The sequence below is a fragment of the Candidatus Tectomicrobia bacterium genome (assembly GCA_016192135.1).
Lineage (GTDB): Bacteria > UBA8248 > UBA8248 > UBA8248 > UBA8248 > 2-12-FULL-69-37.
The window spans coordinates 240,486-256,940 of sequence record JACPUR010000017.1; the positions used below are offsets into that span (position 1 = coordinate 240,486).

Consider the following 16,455-nt stretch of genomic DNA (forward strand, 5'->3'; position numbering starts at 1 on the left):
TCCTAATTGCCTTCCTTCGGGCTGGATTGTACCGGGGGGGGCGGGGGCATGCGGTGTCCCCGGTGCCAAGCGGAGAACCGTGAAGGGCGGCGCTTCTGCGCCGAGTGCGGGGTTCCGCTCGCCCTCCCGTGCCCCTCTTGCGGCTTCTCGAACGAGCCCGGCGAGAAATTCTGCGGGGGGTGCGGCCAGCCCCTGGGTGCGGTCCCCCCAACCGCCGAGTCGAAGTTCGCCTCCCCCCGCTCCTACACCCCCAAGCATCTGGCCGAGAAGATCCTGACTTCCCGGAGCGCCCTCGAGGGGGAGCGCAAGCAGGTGACGGTCTTTTTCTGCGACATCGCGAACTCCACACCATTGGCCGAGCGCCTGGGTCCCGAGGCGATGCACGCCCTGTTGAGCCGCTTCTTCGAAATGGCGCTGGATGAGGTCCACCGCTACGAGGGCACGCTCAACCAGTTCCTGGGGGATGGGTTCATGGCGCTCTTCGGCGCCCCCCTCGCTCACGAGGATCACGCCCGCGAGGCAATCCTCGCCGCTTTGGGAATTCAACGCGCCCTGCGCGAGGGCGGAGGCGACCTCGGGCTCCCATCCGGCGAGGGGTTGGCCCTGCGCATGGGGCTGAACACGGGATTCGTCGTGGTGGGGAAGATCGGCGACGACCTGCGCATGGACTACACGGCGGTCGGCGACACGACGAACGTGGCGGCCCGCCTCATGCAAGGGGCTGAGCCAGGGGGGATCGTGATCTCCGAGACGACCCACCGCCCGGTCGCGGGCTACTTCCACACCCGGCCCCTCGGAGCCCTCTCCCTCAAGGGGAAGGGCGGGGCGGTTCGCGCCTGGGAGGTGATTTCCGATCGGTCGGCCCGGACCCGCCTGGAGGTGGGGGCCGAGGAGGGGCTCACCCCCTTCGTGGGCCGGGAACGGGAGCTTCGGCTCCTCGCGGAGTGCTTCGAGAAGGCCAGGGCGGGGCACGGGCAGGTCGTCTTCATCGTGGGCGAGCCGGGCATCGGCAAGTCACGCCTGCTCCTGGAGTTCCGCCGACGGCTCGGAGAGGAAGCGACCTGGCTGGAGGGGCACGCCATCTCCTTCGGGCGCTCCATCGCCTTTCACCCCCTGACAGACCTCCTCAAGCGCACCTTCCGGATCGAGGAAGGGGACACCGAGGGCACGGTCGTGAAGAAGATCGAGGGGGGCGTCCTGCGCCTGGGTGACGACCTCCGGCCGGCTCTGCCCTACTTGCGCTATCTCCTCTCGGTGGACCCGGGCGACCGCGCCGTCCTGGCCATGGACCCGCAGCAGCGCCGGGGGGAGGTCTTCGGCGCCCTGCGGCACCTGATGCTGCGGGCCTCCGAGGTGCGCCCCCAGGTGGTCGTGTACGAGGATCTCCACTGGATGGACAAGGCGACGGAGGAGTACCTCCTCTTTATGGACGACAGCATCCCGGCCAGCCGGGTCCTGCGAATTCTCTCCTACCGCCCGGGCTACGCCCATCCCTTCGGGGACCGGACCTACCACACGCGGACCACCCTGGACGCCCTCCCGACCGGGGAGAGCGTGCAGATGGCCCAGGGGCTGCTGGCGGCGGAGAGCCTCCCGGAGGACCTCAAGGCCCTCATCGTCCGGAAGGCCGAGGGGAACCCCTTCTTCGTCGAGGAGGTGGTCAAGGCCCTCAGGGAGGTCGGGGCCATCCAGCGGGATGGAGGAGGCTACGTCCTGGCGAAGCGGCTGGACGAGGTCGTCATCCCCGACACCATCCAGGACGTGATCATGGCCCGGATCGACCGGCTGGATGAGGCTCCCAAGAAGACCCTCCAGGTCGCCTCCGTGATCGGCCGGGAGTTCACCCGCCGCCTCCTGGACCGGCTCGCCGAGGTCCAGGAGCGGACCGAAGAGCTCCTGCGGGAGCTCAAGGCGATCGAGCTGATCTACGAGAAGAGCCTCTTCCCCGAGCGGGCGTACATGTTCAAGCACGCCCTCACCCAGGATGTGGCGTACAACTCGCTGCTCCTCCAACGGCGGAAGGAACTTCATCGCCTGATCGGCCTGGCCATCGAGGAGCTCTACGCGGAGCGGCTGGCCGAGCAGTATGAGGTCCTCGCCCATCACTTCTCAAAGGCGGAAGAGCCGGCCAAGGCGGTCGAGTATCTGACGCGCTCCGCCGAGAAGGCCGCCGGAAGCTATGCCCATAGCGAGGCGGCCACAGCGCTGGAGGAGGCCCTCACTCACGCGGAGCGGCTCCCGGTTGAGGGACGAGATCGCCGCTTCCTGGAGTTGATCGTTCGCCGGGCGGAGTCCCTCCATTTCCTGGGCCGCCGCCAGCAGATTGTGGAACTCCTTCTCCAGCACCGCGACCGGCTGGAGCGGCTCCAGGATCCCGCGCTCGCCGGCCGGTACTATTTCTGGCTTGGCTGGGCCCATGCCTGGCTCGGACACCGGGCGGAGGCAGCCGAGAATTTGAGCAGAAGCCTCCAAGAGGCAACGCGGTCGGGCGACGAAGCCCTCATGGGGAGAGTCCATCGCGCCCTTTGCCTGGAGTGCACCTATTCGGGGCGGCCGATGGATGAAGCGGTCGCCCATGGCCGGAAAGCGGTGTCGTTCCTGGAGCGGACCGACGACCGCCTCTGGCTCAGCCAGGCTCTGTTCGCCCTGAGTTACTCCTACTACTACACCGGGGATTTTGACTCGGCCGTGGAGGTAGCGGCCCGTCTCGATGCCCTCGGAGAGGCCACGGGCGACCGCCGCGCCCGGGCCGAAGCGGCGATGGGCGGTCTCAGCTACGCCACCCGGGGAGACTGTGAGGCGGGGATTGAGGTGTGCCAGCGGGCCCTTGAGTTCGCGCCGGACCCTTTTGAGACCGCTTTCGCCCTCGCGTGCCTTGGCAAGGCGTATTCGGAAGCGGGGGACGCGGGCCGCGCGGTCCCCACGCTGGAGCAGGCCGTCGAGTTGGCAGACCGGGTGCGCTCCCTGCAGTGGCGCCAGTGGTTCCGGACGTGGCTGGGAGAAGCCTATCGCCTGGGAGGCCAGCTCGACAGGGCCCGGGAGGTGGCGCGCCAGACGTTGGAGGTCTGCACGGATGTCAAGTATTTGGTGGGGGTCGGTTTCTCGCATCAGGTCCTGGGACGGATCGCCCTGGCCGAGGGGGACCTGACGGAAACGTGGGGTCATCTCCAAGAGGCCCTCCGGACCTTCGCCGCAATCTGCTCGCGCTTCGAGCAGGGGCGCACCCACCTGGACCTCGCCGCGCTCGCCCACGCCCAGGGGAAGCGTGAAACCGTGGCGGTTCACCTTAAAGAGGCCCGTTCCCTTTTCATGGCGCTGCGCATTCCGAAGTATGTGGAGCGGACCGAGGTGCTCGCCAGGGAGCTTGGGCTGCCCATTTCAGGGTAACCGGCCCGCCGACTCCCGGATCGAGTGGCGAAATAACCTTTCCCATCCTTGCCCCGCCCCCGGCCGCTGTGCCATAAGCAAAAGAGCCCTCCTCGCCGCATCCATGAGAGGTGACCGCCCATGCGAGATGTCGTCATCCTGAGCAGCGTCCGCACGGCCGCCGGCGCCTTCGGCGGGGCGCTGAAGGACCTCTCCGCGCCCCAGCTGGGCGCCGTGGCGGCGCGCGAGGCCATCCGCCGCTCGGGCGTCGCGCCCGAGCACTTCGACGAGACCGTCTTCGGGAACGGCTGGCAGGCCGGGGTGGGTCCCAACGCGGCGCGGCTCGTCTCGGTCCAGGCGGGGCTCCCCAAGGAGGTGCCCGCCTTCACGGTGAACAAGCGCTGCGGGTCGAGCTTGAAGGCCGCCGCGCTGGCGGCCCAGGCCATCCGCGCCGGGGACGCCGAGGTGGTGCTCGCCGGGGGCACCGAGAGCACGAGCGGCGTGCCCTACATCCTGCCGGGGGCCCGGTGGGGGGTGCGCTTCGGCCACGCCGAGTTCCTGGACCTCATCTACAAGGACGGCTACATGGACCCGCTCTCGGGCCAGCTCATGGGCGCGACGGCGGAGAACCTGGCCGAGCGCTACAACCTCACGCGCGAGGAGCAGGACGCCTTCGCCCTCGAGAGCCAGGAGAAGGCCCTGGCCGCGCTCAAGGGCGGCCGCTTCGCCTCTGAGACCGTGGCGGTCGAGCTGCCGGGCAAGAAGGGGGAGCCCGCGGCCTTCGGGGCGGACGAGACCCCGCGCGAGGGGCTCTCGATGGAGAAGCTCGGCAGGCTCAAGCCCGTCTTCAACAAGGAGGGATCGGTCACGGCCGGGAACTCCTGCTGCCAGGCGGACGCGGCGGCGGCCCTCGTGGTGGCCTCGCGCGAGCAGGCCGAGGCGCTGGGCGCCCGGCCCATCGCCATTTTGCGCGGCTACGCCTCGACCGGGGTCGAGCCCAAGCACATGGGGCTGGGCCCGGTGACGGCCATTCCTAAGGCGCTGGAGCGCGCGGGCCTCGCGCTCGCCGACATGGACCTCGTCGAGGTGAACGAGGCCTTCGCCGCCCAGGTCATCGCCTGCGAGCGCGAGCTCAAGTGGGACCGCAAGAAGCTCAACGTGCACGGCGGGGCCATCGCCCTGGGCCATCCGGTGGGGGCGACCGGGGCCAAGCTCATCGCCACGGCGCTGAGCGCCCTGGAGCGGCGCGGCGGGGAGCTCGCCGTGGTGAGCGCCTGCATCGGGGGCGGCCAGGGGGTCGCGGTGGTGCTCCAGCGCGTGGCGTAGGGGGAGAATTTCCTCCAGGTTGCCTCGCCCGATAACCTGGAGGCGAATCCTGCCCTTCGTGCGGCGCGGCCCCCTCCCTCCCCGGGCGAGGGGGCGATTTGTAGGGGCGGTTCGCGAACCGCCCCTACGGCACGGCAGCGTGCCTCCCTCACCCCGGCCCTCTCCCAAAAGGAGAGGGAGAAGGGCGTACAGAGCCAGCGGCATGATGCAAGGGGTTCACCATGGACGTCCGCAAGGCGATGGTGGTCGGGGCGGGGACGATGGGGGCGGGCATCGCCCAGCTCTTCGCCCAGAGCGGCATCCCGGTCCTGCTGACCGACTGGAGCGAGGACCTGGTGGCGAAGGCCGTGGCGGGGCTGGAGTCGCGCCTCGCCAAGCGGGTGGAGCAGGGGAAGCTCCAGGCCTCGGAGAAGGACGCCATCCTGGGGCGCATCGCGCGCGGGTCGGGCTGCGCCGGGGCCAAGGACGCGGACGTGGTCGTCGAGGCCGTGTTCGAGGACATGGGGATCAAGCGGAAGATCCTCGGCGAGCTGGACGGGCTGGCCCCGCCCCACGCCATCTTCGCCTCGAACACCACGTCGCTCTCCATCACCGAGATGGCCGCCGCCACGGCGCGCCCCGGGAAGGTGGTGGGGGTGCACTTCTTCAACCCGCCCCTCGTGATGAAGCTGGTCGAGATCATGCCGGGCCTGGCCACCGCCCCCGAGACGGTGGAGGCGGTGAAGGCCCTCGCCAGGCGGCTGGGGAAGGAGCCCGTCCTGGCGCGCTTCGACAGCCCGGCGGGCATCGGGAGCCGCATCCTGGCGGGGCTCTTGAACGAGGCGGTCGAGGTGTACGCCCAGGGCCTGGCCTCGGCCGAGGACATCGACAAGGCGATGAAGCTCGGCGCCGGGCTCCCGATGGGGCCGCTCGAGCTCATCGACCTGATCGGGGTGGACATCCACCTCGCCAAGACCGAGACCCTCTTCCGGGAGCTGGGCGACCCGCGCTACCGGCCCAACTTCCTCCTGCGCAAGATGGTGCGGGCCGGGCATCTCGGGCGGAAGACGGGCCGGGGGTTCTTCACGTACGAGGGGAAGGGGTAACGTCGCGGGAATGCGGGATTGTGCAGGGGCGTTCCATGGAACGCCTTGCAAGTTTTTACCCTCTCCCTCCGGGAGAGGGTAGGGTGAGGGCGGGTTTGAACGGCGGATGGCTTTTCCCTCGCCCCATCCCTCTCACAGGGGGAGAGGGGGCCGGGCGCGTCCTGATTCTTGCCGGTTCCATGGCAGCGTGAATGACTGCGTGATTTTTGGCCGCCGGAGGCCCGCTTGGACTTCGAGCTGAACGAAACCCAGCGCCTCATCCGCCAGCAGGCGGCGGACTTCGCCGCCCAAAAGATCGCCCCCTTCGCCCGTCAGAACGACATCGAGGGCCGCGTCCCGGTTGAGATCATCCAGGAGATGGGCGCGCTGGGGATGTTCGGGGGGGTGGTGCCGGAGGAATACGGCGGGGCGGGGCTCGACTACATCGCCTTCGCTCTCCTGTGCGAGGAGATCGGCAAGGCCGACAGCTCGGTGCGCACGGTGCTCTCGGTGCAGATCTCGCTCGTCGCGGCACCCATCCTCAAGTTCGGGACCGAGGCGCAGAAGAAGAAGTACCTGCCGAGGCTCTGCAAGGCGGAGTGGATCGGCTGCTTCGCCTTGACCGAGCCGGACGCGGGCTCGGACGTGCAGCAGATCAAGACCTTCGCCCGGAAGACCTCCGCCGGCTGGAAGCTCGACGGCCGCAAGCTCTGGATCAGCAACGGGGGCATCGCCCAGCTCGCGATCATCATCGCCCAGACCGAGCGCGGCAACCCGCGCGGGATGGCGGCCTTCCTGGTCGAGACCTCGACGCCCGGCTTCTCCTCCCGGGACATCCACGGCAAGCTGGGCCTGCGCGCCTCGAACACGGCCGAGCTCGTCCTGGATGGCGTCGAGGTGCCGGACGAGGCCCTGCTGGGGGAGGTGGGGCAGGGCTTCCCGGTGGCGATGGCGGCCCTCGACAACGGGCGCTACTCCGTCGCGGCGGGCTGCCTGGGGATCGCCCGGGGCTCGCTCGAGGCCTCAGTGGCCTACGCCAAGGAGCGCCACAGCTTCGGCAAGCCCATCGCGGCCCACCAGATGGTGCAGGACATGATCGCCCGCATGGTGGTGGACGTGGACGCCTCCCGGCTCCTCCTCTACCGGGCCGGGGAGCTCAAGAACCAGGGCAGGCCCAACACCCTGGAGACCTGCATCGCCAAGTATTACTGCACCGAGGCGGCCTTCCGCTGCGCCAACGACGCCATCCAGATCCACGGGGGGATGGGCTACAGCAACGAGTACCCCGTGGAGCGCTACCTCCGCGACGCCCGGGTGGCCACCATCTACGAGGGCACCAGCCAGATCCAAAAGCTCATCATCGGGGGCTTCGCCACCGGCATACGCGCCTTCGGCTAGGGGTGCGGACCCCTTGAATTTCGCGGCGGGAGGGAGTAAGCCAGCCGGGGACTCCGGTTCTTCCACCCGCGAGAGGCTTCCATGACCGAGCCCTCGGGCGCCCTCCGGCGCACGACCCTATATGAGACCCACGTGGCGGCGGGGGCGAAGATGGTGCCCTTCGCCGGGTACGAGATGCCGGTCCAGTACACCGGCGTCATCGAGGAGCACCACGCCGTGCGCCGCGCGGCGGGCCTCTTCGACGTGAGCCACATGGGGGAGTTCGAGGCCGAGGGGCCGGGCGCCGCCGCCTTCCTCCAGCGGCTCGTGACGAACGACGTCTCCCGCCTGGAGGCGGGGCGGGTGATGTACTGCGCCATGTGCAAGGAAGACGGCGGGATCGTGGACGATCTCACCGTCTACCGGCTGGCGGAGGCGCGCTACATGGCGGTGGTGAACGCCGCCAACATCGAGAAGGACTGGGCCTGGATGTCCGCCCGGAGGGTTCCGGGCGTTGAGTTCCGCAACCTCAGCGAGGAGACCGGCCTCCTCGCCCTCCAGGGGCCACGGGCCGAGGCTATCCTGGCCCGGCTCATTCCCGGCGGCGGGGACCTGGGCGCCATCCCCTACTACGGCGCCGGGGGGCGGGATGTCGCGGGGCGCCGGGCGCTGGTTTCCCGCACGGGCTACACCGGGGAGGACGGCTTCGAGCTCTACTGCGCCGCCGCGGACGCCCCCGCCCTGTGGGGGGCCCTGATGGCCGAGGGCGCGGGGGAGGGCCTCAAGCCCTGCGGGCTGGGGGCCCGGGACACGCTGCGGACCGAGATGAAATTCGCCCTCTACGGGAACGACATCGATGAGACCACGAATCCCCTCGAGGCCGGGCTGGGCTGGGTGGTGAAGTTCAAGTCGGGCGATTTCATCGGCCGGGAGGCCCTGCTGCGGATCAAGGAGGCCGGGCTCTCGCGCAAGCTGGTGGGATTTGAGATGGTGGACCGGGGGATTCCCCGCCACGGCGCGGAGATCCTGGCGGGAGGGAGGAAGGCCGGGGCGGTCACCAGCGGGACGATGAGCCCTTCCCTTGGCAAAGCCATCGGCATCGGCTACGTTCCCTTGACGCATGCGGCCGAGGGGTGCGAGATCGCCGTGGACATTCGCGAGAAGGCCCGGGCCGCCCGCGTGGTGAAGACTCCGTTTTACCGCCGGGGGTGAAACCCCAGCCGCCTGGGCGGCGGGGAAGGGCAGCGCAGGTTTTTTTTCCCTATTCTCGGGGAGGCGCCGGATTAATGGAGAAGTTTCCAAAGAACCTCAAGTACTCCAGGGAGCACGAGTGGGTGAAAGTGGACGGCAACATCGCCCAGGTCGGGATCACCGACTACGCCCAGTCCGAGCTCGGCGACGTGGTCTACGTCGAGCTGCCCGAGGTGGGGGCCGACGTGGAGGCCAACAACACCTTCGGCGTGGTCGAGTCGGTGAAGGCGGTTTCGGACCTCTTCGCGCCGGTCACAGGGTCCATCACCGAGATCAACCCGCAGCTCGAGGAGGAGCCCGAGCTGGTCAACAGCGATCCCTACGAGGACGGCTGGATGATCAAGATCGAGATGAGCGACACCTCCGAGCTGAACGACCTTCTCGACGCCGACGAGTACAAGACCTTCGTCGAGGAAGAAAGCAAGTAGGGAGCCGGGTCCGGGGCGGGCCGAATGGGCGGCCCGGCGCCCGGGTGCGCGTCCGCGGGCTCCCTCCGCCCGCCTTGAGGATTTCTGGATATGCCGGGTTCGCCGGAAACGCTGCTCGACCTGGAGCACAGGGGGGAGTTCATCCGCAGGCACATCGGCCCGGCGGAGGAGGACGCGCGGGAGATGCTCCGCCTCCTCGGCCTCGGCTCGCTCGATGAGCTGACGCGGAAGGCCATCCCCGCCTCCATCCTCTCCAAGGCGCCCCTCCGGCTCCCCGAGCCCCGCACCGAGCAGGCCGCCCTCGCCGAGCTGCGCGCCATGGCGGGCAGCAACCGCGTGCTGCGCTCCATGATCGGCATGGGCTATTCGGACTGCCACACCCCGGCCGTCATCCTCCGCAACGTCCTGGAGAACCCCGGCTGGTACACGGCCTACACCCCCTACCAGCCCGAGATCTCCCAGGGGCGCCTCGAGGCCCTACTCAACTTCCAGACCATGGTGATTGACCTGACCGGCATGGAGATCGCCAACGCTTCTCTCCTGGACGAGGGGACGGCGGCGGCCGAGGCGATGACCATGTCGCGCGCCCTGAGCAAGGCGAAGGGCGGGGTCTTCTTCGTCTCGAACCTTTGCCACCCCCAGGTCATCGAGGTGGTGGGCACCCGGGCCGAGCCGCTCGGCATCGAGGTTGCCGTGGGGGATCACCGGGACGCCCTGGTGCGGAATCCCTTCGGCGTCCTCCTGGCCTACCCCGGCACGACCGGGGAAATCCCCGACTACCGCGCGCTCGTCCAGGAGGCCCACGCCCAGGGGGCGCTCGTGACCTTCGCGGCGGACCTCCTGGCCCTGGCTCTCCTGACCCCCCCCGGGGAGCTGGGCGCCGACATCGTGGTGGGGAACTCCCAGCGCTTCGGGGTTCCACTCGGCTTCGGCGGCCCCCACGCCGCCTACTTCGCCACGAGGGACGCCCACAAGCGCTCCATGCCGGGGCGCATCGTGGGGGTCTCCATCGACGCGAAGGGCCGTCCCGCTCTCCGGCTCTCCCTCCAGACGCGGGAGCAGCACATCCGCCGCGAGAAGGCCACGAGTAACATCTGCACCGCCCAGGTGCTCCTCGCGGTGATGGCCTCCATGTACGCCGTCTACCACGGCCCCGAGGGCATCCGCCGCATCGCCCGGCGCGCCCACCGGATGGCTTGCGTCCTGGCCGAGGGCCTCAGGCGCCTGGGCCACACCCTCAGGAGCGAGAGCTTCTTCGACACCCTGACCGTCAACATGGGGAAGGGGGGCACGGCCCGCGCCTTGGAGCGCGCCCGGGAGCGCGGGATGAACCTCCGCCCCGTGGACGCGGACACTGTGGGCGTCTCGCTCGACGAGACCACCCGCCGGGAGGACCTCGCCGCCCTCTTCGAGGCTTTCTCGAAGGACGGGAAGCCGGGTTTCACCGTGGAGGAGCTCGACGCGGCGGCCAAGGATCGCATCCCGGAGGCGCTCCGCCGCACCTCGGCCTTCCTCACCCATCCCGTCTTCAACCGCTACCACTCCGAGACCGAGATGATGCGTTACCTCGCGCGCCTGGAGGAGAAGGACGTCTCCCTCACCCGATCCATGATCCCGCTGGGCTCCTGCACCATGAAGCTCAACGCCGCGGCCGAGATGATCCCGGTCACCTGGCGCGAGATCGCGAACCTCCACCCCTTCGCCCCGGCCGATCAGGTGGAGGGCTACCGCGCGCTCACCAATGACCTCGAGGCCAGGCTCGCCGAGATCACCGGCTTCGACGCCGTCTCCCTCCAGCCCAACTCCGGGGCGCAGGGGGAGTACACGGGCCTCCTCGTCATCCGCGCCTACCACCGGAGCCGGGGGGAGGGGAACCGCCACCTCTGCCTCATTCCCAGCTCCGCCCACGGGACGAACCCCGCGAGCGCCGTGATGGCGGGGATGGAGGTCGCGGTCGTCGCCTGCGACAAGCACGGGAACGTGGACGTGGCCGATCTCAGGGCCAAGGCCGAGGCGAACCGGGACCGCCTGGCCGCCCTCATGATCACCTATCCCTCGACCCACGGCGTCTTCGAGGAGGCGGTGATCGAGATCTGCGATATCGTCCACCGCTGCGGGGGCCAGGTCTACATGGACGGGGCGAACCTGAACGCCCTCGTGGGCCTCTGCCGGCCGGGGGAGTTCGGGCCGGACGTCTCCCACCTCAACCTGCACAAGACCTTCTGCATCCCGCACGGCGGCGGAGGCCCGGGCATGGGCCCCATCGGGGTGCGCAAGCACCTCGCGCCCTTCCTCCCCCGGCACTCGGTGCGGCCCGAGGCGGGGCCCGGGACCGGCATCACCGCCGTCTCGGCCGCCCCCTGGGGGAGCGCGGCCATCCTGCCCATCTCCTGGACCTACATCGCCATGATGGGCGGCAGGGGGCTCAAGAAGGCCACCCAGGCGGCCATCCTGAACGCCAACTACATCGCCAAGCGCCTCGAGGGAAGCTACGAGGTGCTCTACCGCGGGCCGAACGGGATGGTGGCCCACGAGTGCATCGTCGACTTCCGCAAGCTCGAGGAGGCCTCCGGCGTCACCGTGGAGGACGTGGCCAAGCGCCTCATGGACTTCGGCTTCCACGCCCCCACGATGTCCTTCCCGGTGGCGGGCACCCTGATGATCGAACCCACCGAGAGCGAGTCCAAGGAGGAGCTCGACCGCTTCTGTGAGGCCATGCTCGTCATCCGCGAGGAGATCCGCGAGGTGGAGGAGGGCTTCCTCGACCGCAAGGACAACCCGCTCACGAACGCGCCCCACACCGCCTCCGACATCGCCGCGGAGGCCTGGCCCCACCCCTATCCGCGCGAGCGCGCCGTCTTCCCGCTCCCCTGGGTGCGGCGGAACAAGTACTGGCCTCCGGTCAACCGGGTAAACAACCCCCACGGCGACCGCCACCTCATCTGCGCCTGCCCGCCCATCGAGGAATACGAGGCGGCCGCCGAGGGCGCCCGCACTGCCTGAGGCTCCGCTCCCGGGCCGCTTCCTCGACACCGGCGCCGCCTCCGCCGCCTGGAACATGGCGGTGGACGAGGCGCTGCTCGAGGCCTGCCGGGCCGGGCTCGCCTCGGGCCGCCCCGCCGGGGAGATCGGCGCCGTCTTCCGCGTCTACGCCTGGACCCCGCCCGCCCTCTCCCTGGGGAGGAGCCAGTCCGCGGGGCGCGACGTGGACCTGGAGGCCCTGAAGCGCGAGGGAATCGACCTCTGCCGCCGGCTCACGGGCGGGCGCGCCGTCCTGCACGATCGGGAGCTGACTTACTCCCTCATCGGCCCCGAGGCCCTGCTCGGGCGCACCATCGGGGAGACCTACCGCCGGGTGAGCGAGGGCCTGGCCGGGGGGCTCAGGCGGCTGGGCGTGCCGGTCGAGATGGCGCCCCCCGCCGCCGCGCCCCACGCCTCCCACGGCTCCTGCTTCGCCACCACCTCGGTATGGGAGCTGGCAGTGGGCGGCCGGAAGGTGGTGGGGAGCGCCCAGTGCCGGATGGGGGGCGCCGTCCTCCAGCACGGCAGCGTCCTCCTCCGGAACCCCGAGGCGCGCCTGGCGGGGCTGCTCCGCCCCCGGGGGCGGCAGGGGCCTCCCGCCCCGGCCTACGCCGTGGGGATCGAGGAGGTGCTGGGACGCGAGGTGCCTTTCCGGGAACTGGCCCGCCTCCTGAAAGAAGGCCTGGAGGCGGCGCTCGGCATGGAGTTCCGGGAGTCCGCCCTCGATCCAGCCGAGCGGGCGCGGGCCGAGGCCATCGCCCGCGATCGCTACGGGAATCCCGCCTGGACGCTGGCCCGGTAGCGGCGCGCTTTGTTGACACCCGCCGGGCGGGGCCGTATTTTTTCCTGGGCAGCCGAGCGGGCGTAATTCAGCGGTAGAATGCCAGCTTCCCAAGCTGGACGTCGTGGGTTCGAGTCCCATCGCCCGCTCCAATTCGATCATCCGCCCGTCCTCGGATGGCGCTGGACGGCCTCCCCGGCGGGAGGCTTTCCGCCAGAGGGCTGGATGTCTCTTGTGGTTTCCTCCTCGATCTCCGCCGCCACGCGCGTGATGGACCTTCATCTCCATTCCAGCGCATCCGACGGCTGCGATTCCCCGCGCCGGGTCATGCAGCGCGCCCGCGCGGCCGGCCTCCAGGCGGTGGCCCTGACGGACCACGACACGGTGGCGGGGCTCGCCCCGGCCCGGGAGGAGGCCGCCCGCCTGGGACTCCAGTTCGTCGAGGGGGTGGAGCTCTCCTCGGCCCACGAGGGGAAGCTCGTCCACATCCTGGGGCACTTCATCCGGCTGGACGCCCCGGCCCTGACCGGGCAGATCGATTTCTACTGCGTGAACCGCCGCGGCCGGATGGGGCGCATCCTGGAACGCCTGCGGGAGATCGGCGTGCCCATCGACGCGGGGGACTTCCTCCGGGCCTACGGGACCGCGTCGAGCATCGGCCGGGGCCAGCTCGGCGCCTACCTGGTCGAGAAGGGGCTGGTGGGGAGCCGCGAGGAGGCCTTCCGCGACCTCATCGGGGAAGGCTGCCCCGCCTACGTCTCGCTGGACTTCATCACCCCCTTCGAGGCCATCCGCATCATCCGCGAGGCGGGGGGCGTGGCCACCCTGGCGCATCCCATCCTGAGCGCGGCGGACGAGATCATCCCCGCGCTGGCGGGGGCGGGGCTCGCGGGCATCGAGGTGGAGCATCCGGCTCAGGACGATCTGGCCCGGACGCACTACCGGGAGATGGCGGCCCGGCTCGGGCTCCTGTGCATGGGGGGCTCGGACTGCCACGGCGGTCGCCCGGGGCCCGAGCGGATGGGGCGCCACAACCAGCCCCTCCGCCTCCTGGAGGAGCTGAAGGCGCGGCGGGGGCGGCAGGCGGAGCCCTGAGAGGGGGGGCGATGGCCCTTCGGGATCAATTTGTCCGGCGGTGGCGGCTCCTCCGGGCATTCGAGGAGGGAGGGGGATTCGAGGCGGCGGAATTGCTGAAAATCCTGGCACGGGACGAAAAACCGGGGGAGGGCCGGCCCTGGAGCCTCCGGACCCTCCAGCGCGACCTTTTCCACCTCATCCGGTCGGGCTTTCCGCTGGAGGGGGTGCGGAAGGGGCGGAAAATGGAGTATCGTTTGTCTGCTGCCTTCGTCGCCTCCGTCCCGGAACCCCTCCGGCCCTCGGAATGGGCGGCTCTTTATTACGCCCTCTCCGCTCTCAAGAAGGCGCCGGGGAGCCCTTTCCGGGAGGAGCCGCTGGGGCCCAGCCTGGGCGGGGTGCTGGCGCGGGTGCAGGCCTATGTCCCGGCCGGGCTCAGGGCCTACGCCGAGGGGATCGAGCCCCGCTACGTGGGGGTGATCGGGTCCCTGCGGGAGCAGGCCCGGCTCCGGCGGGTGGGCGAGTCGCTGGCCCGGGCCATCGAGGAGCGCCGCCCCGTCCAGCTCCTGGCCGTCCGGCCGGGGGAGGCGAGGCGGCGCTGGTGGCGGGTGGATCCCTACCTGCTGGGCTTCGAGGGCGGGGCGTGCCACCTCCTGGGCCGCGACGCCGAGCGGGACGCCATCGAGACGTGGCCGCTCGACGGGATCGAGACGGTGAGGGCCGGGCGGGGCGGATTTCAGCTCCCTCTCGGCCTGGACCTGAAGGAGGCCTTGGCCGAGCGCCTGCGCCGGGCCGGCGGGCCGGGTTGGAGCGTCCGGCTGAGGTTCAAGAAAGGGGCGTCGCTGGGGGGCGTCGCCGCGTTCCTGGCGGAAGCCTTCGGCCCCGCCCAGAGAACCGGGGGCCGTGGGGACGGCGAAGTGACCGTCCGTACCCCGGACCTCCTGGGCCTGCGGCGGTGGCTGGTGGGCTTCGGGCCGGAGGCGGAAGTTCTCGCCCCCCGCGAGCTGCGAATGGCGGTGGCTCAGGACCTGGAGGCTGCTCTCGGGAAGTACCGCAGGAGCGAGCGCAGGCCGGAGGGGTGAAGCCGGCCGCCGCGTAGCGAGGAGGGCAGGAGATGCGTCTGCGGAAGGAAATGATCGAGCGCGTTTCGGCTAAGGTGGTGGACCGCCTGGTCCGGCGCGAGCTGGTGGTGGAGGACGCGGACCTGGAGGAACTCCGCCACCGCGTGGCCCGCGTCATCGAGGCGGACCTGGCGGTGGAGGATCGGCTGAACGAGGAGGTGAAGGTCCTCCTCCGCGACCATCAGGACGAGATGGACAAGACCAACGTGGACTACAGCCGTCTCTTCACCATGGTGAAAACCAAGCTGGCCCGCGAGCGGAACCTGGTGCTCTAGCGGCGGGAGGAGCGGCCGTGAAGCTGAGCCGCGAGAAGATCAACCACCTGACCAACCTGATCGTGAAGGATCTCGAGGAGTGGCGCGACTCGCCGCTCACGGGGGACCCCCAGGAGGTGCGCGTCAACGTAATGCGCGCCATCACGAACGAGCTGATGATCGACGACGAGATCGAGGAGGAGGTGCGCCGCACCCTGAGCAGCTACTCGAGCCGCCTCGTCGAGGGCAGCCGGGACTGGGAGATCCTCTTTAATAAGCACTACGAGCAGGAGGCCCGCCGGCGCGGCCTCTAGCCCGGCGCGACGGCGTGCTGCGGATAGGCCTAACCGGCGGGATCGCGAGCGGCAAGAGCGAGGTGAGCCGGGTCCTGGCCCGCCGCGGCATCCCCGTCATCGACGCCGACCTCATCGCCCGGGAGCTGGCGGCCCCCGGCTCGGATGCCCTCCGGGAGATCGCCGAGGCCTTCGGGGAAGGAGTTCTCGCTCCCGGGGGGGGGCTCGATCGCACCCGCCTGGGCGAGATCGTCTTCGCCGACGAGACCCGCCGCCGCCGGCTCGAGGCCATCCTCCACCCCCGCATCCGCGCCGAGCAGGACCGCCGCCTCCATGATCTCGAACAGGGGGGGGCTCCAATCGCCGTGGTGGACGCGGCCCTCATGATCGAGGGAGGGGGCTGGAGACGGTTCGACCTCCTGGTGGTGGTGAACAGCCGGGAGGAGGACCAGATCGCCCGCCTCAGGCGGCGCAACGGGCTGGACGAGGCCGCCGCCCTGGCCCGCGTCCGGGCCCAGATGCCCCTGGCCGAGAAAGTAAAATACGCCCACCGGGTGGTGGAGAACCGGGGGAGCCTGGAGGACCTCGAAACCCAGGCGGAGGCCCTCGCCGACTGGCTCTTCGAGCAGGCCCGGCCAAAATCTTTTGGAAAGGATATTGACAAGAGCGGTCATCATGCTTAGATTGGAAACCAGTTCGGCAGGCCTCCCCTTTTTTGCCAATCGCCCAACCTCCGAACTCTATTTGTGAACATCCGGCGAAGCTGCACCGCCGGGAACCCGCCGGGAGCGGACTGGAGCCTCAGAGAGAACCGCCCCGGCAGGAGAGACTGAAAACACCGCTGGCTCAACCACGATAACTTCTCGCCCATCACTCCCGATTTCTGGACAAAGTGGATTGGAACGGATCGCCGGGGGGTCGAACCAGGTCGCTGTGAGCGCTGTCTCCGCCCGACGGACCCATGCCATGCGAAGACGAACCCTATGACTATGAACTCGCCGCTTGAGGCCGCGTTGGCCTCCCCGCAGCGGGTGTGGCGATAAGAGGGCTCTTCAAGCCTCCTCCCCACCCTGGGCGGCGGAGTTGAGTCCCACCTGGA

At 69.9% G+C, this 16,455-nt stretch carries 13 protein-coding genes and 1 tRNA gene; all 14 read left to right on the forward strand.

Translation table 11 applies throughout. The features are described from left to right. Nucleotides 1–48: 48 nt before the first annotated feature. The 14 genes from HYZ11_07590 to HYZ11_07655 all read left to right on the forward strand — a co-directional run bounded on the left by HYZ11_07590 (nt 49) and on the right by HYZ11_07655 (nt 16,039). Nucleotides 49–3,387 carry an AAA family ATPase gene (locus HYZ11_07590; protein ID MBI3127451.1) on the forward strand — a complete coding sequence of 1,113 codons (3,339 nt, stop codon included), beginning with the start codon at nt 49–51 and terminating at the stop codon, nt 3,385–3,387. Nucleotides 3,388–3,507: 120 nt separating this feature from the next. Further along, nucleotides 3,508–4,692, forward strand: a complete 1,185-nt coding sequence (locus HYZ11_07595) for an acetyl-CoA C-acyltransferase (protein ID MBI3127452.1) — start codon at nt 3,508–3,510, stop codon at nt 4,690–4,692. Nucleotides 4,693–4,913: 221 nt separating this feature from the next. Further along, on the forward strand, nt 4,914–5,777 hold the full coding sequence (locus HYZ11_07600; protein ID MBI3127453.1) for a 3-hydroxybutyryl-CoA dehydrogenase: 864 nt from the start codon (nt 4,914–4,916) through the stop codon (nt 5,775–5,777). A gap of 225 nt (nt 5,778–6,002) precedes the next feature. After that, the gene (locus HYZ11_07605; GenBank protein ID MBI3127454.1) at nt 6,003–7,154 is read left to right on the forward strand and encodes an acyl-CoA dehydrogenase family protein; all 1,152 of its coding nucleotides are present in this window, start codon (nt 6,003–6,005) and stop codon (nt 7,152–7,154) included. An 81-nt stretch (nt 7,155–7,235) separates the two neighbouring features. Continuing rightward, nucleotides 7,236–8,345 (forward strand): glycine cleavage system aminomethyltransferase GcvT, encoded by a 1,110-nt coding sequence (gene gcvT / locus HYZ11_07610; GenBank protein MBI3127455.1) that lies wholly within the window; start codon nt 7,236–7,238, stop codon nt 8,343–8,345. 74 nt (nt 8,346–8,419) lie between these two features. Beyond that, nucleotides 8,420–8,812, forward strand: coding sequence for a glycine cleavage system protein GcvH (gene gcvH / locus HYZ11_07615; GenBank protein MBI3127456.1), 393 nt, complete (start codon nt 8,420–8,422; stop codon nt 8,810–8,812). 90 nt (nt 8,813–8,902) lie between these two features. Then, complete coding sequence (gene gcvP / locus HYZ11_07620) at nt 8,903–11,815, forward strand: aminomethyl-transferring glycine dehydrogenase (GenBank protein MBI3127457.1); 2,913 nt, start codon at nt 8,903–8,905, stop codon at nt 11,813–11,815. A 55-nt stretch (nt 11,816–11,870) separates the two neighbouring features. Next, the gene (locus HYZ11_07625) at nt 11,871–12,635 is read left to right on the forward strand and encodes a lipoate--protein ligase family protein (protein MBI3127458.1); all 765 of its coding nucleotides are present in this window, start codon (nt 11,871–11,873) and stop codon (nt 12,633–12,635) included. Nucleotides 12,636–12,691: 56 nt separating this feature from the next. Next, nucleotides 12,692–12,766 (forward strand) — tRNA-Gly (locus HYZ11_07630). 73 nt (nt 12,767–12,839) lie between these two features. Next, nucleotides 12,840–13,709 (forward strand): PHP domain-containing protein, encoded by an 870-nt coding sequence (locus HYZ11_07635; protein ID MBI3127459.1) that lies wholly within the window; start codon nt 12,840–12,842, stop codon nt 13,707–13,709. A gap of 11 nt (nt 13,710–13,720) precedes the next feature. After that, nucleotides 13,721–14,770, forward strand: a complete 1,050-nt coding sequence (locus tag HYZ11_07640) for a WYL domain-containing protein (protein MBI3127460.1) — start codon at nt 13,721–13,723, stop codon at nt 14,768–14,770. A 32-nt stretch (nt 14,771–14,802) separates the two neighbouring features. Beyond that, nucleotides 14,803–15,084, forward strand: a complete 282-nt coding sequence (locus tag HYZ11_07645; protein ID MBI3127461.1) for a DUF507 family protein — start codon at nt 14,803–14,805, stop codon at nt 15,082–15,084. Nucleotides 15,085–15,101: 17 nt separating this feature from the next. Next, nucleotides 15,102–15,377 carry a DUF507 family protein gene (locus HYZ11_07650; GenBank protein MBI3127462.1) on the forward strand — a complete coding sequence of 92 codons (276 nt, stop codon included), beginning with the start codon at nt 15,102–15,104 and terminating at the stop codon, nt 15,375–15,377. Nucleotides 15,378–15,391: 14 nt separating this feature from the next. Further along, complete coding sequence (locus tag HYZ11_07655; protein MBI3127463.1) at nt 15,392–16,039, forward strand: dephospho-CoA kinase; 648 nt, start codon at nt 15,392–15,394, stop codon at nt 16,037–16,039. The last annotated feature ends 416 nt before the right edge of the window (nt 16,040–16,455 follow it).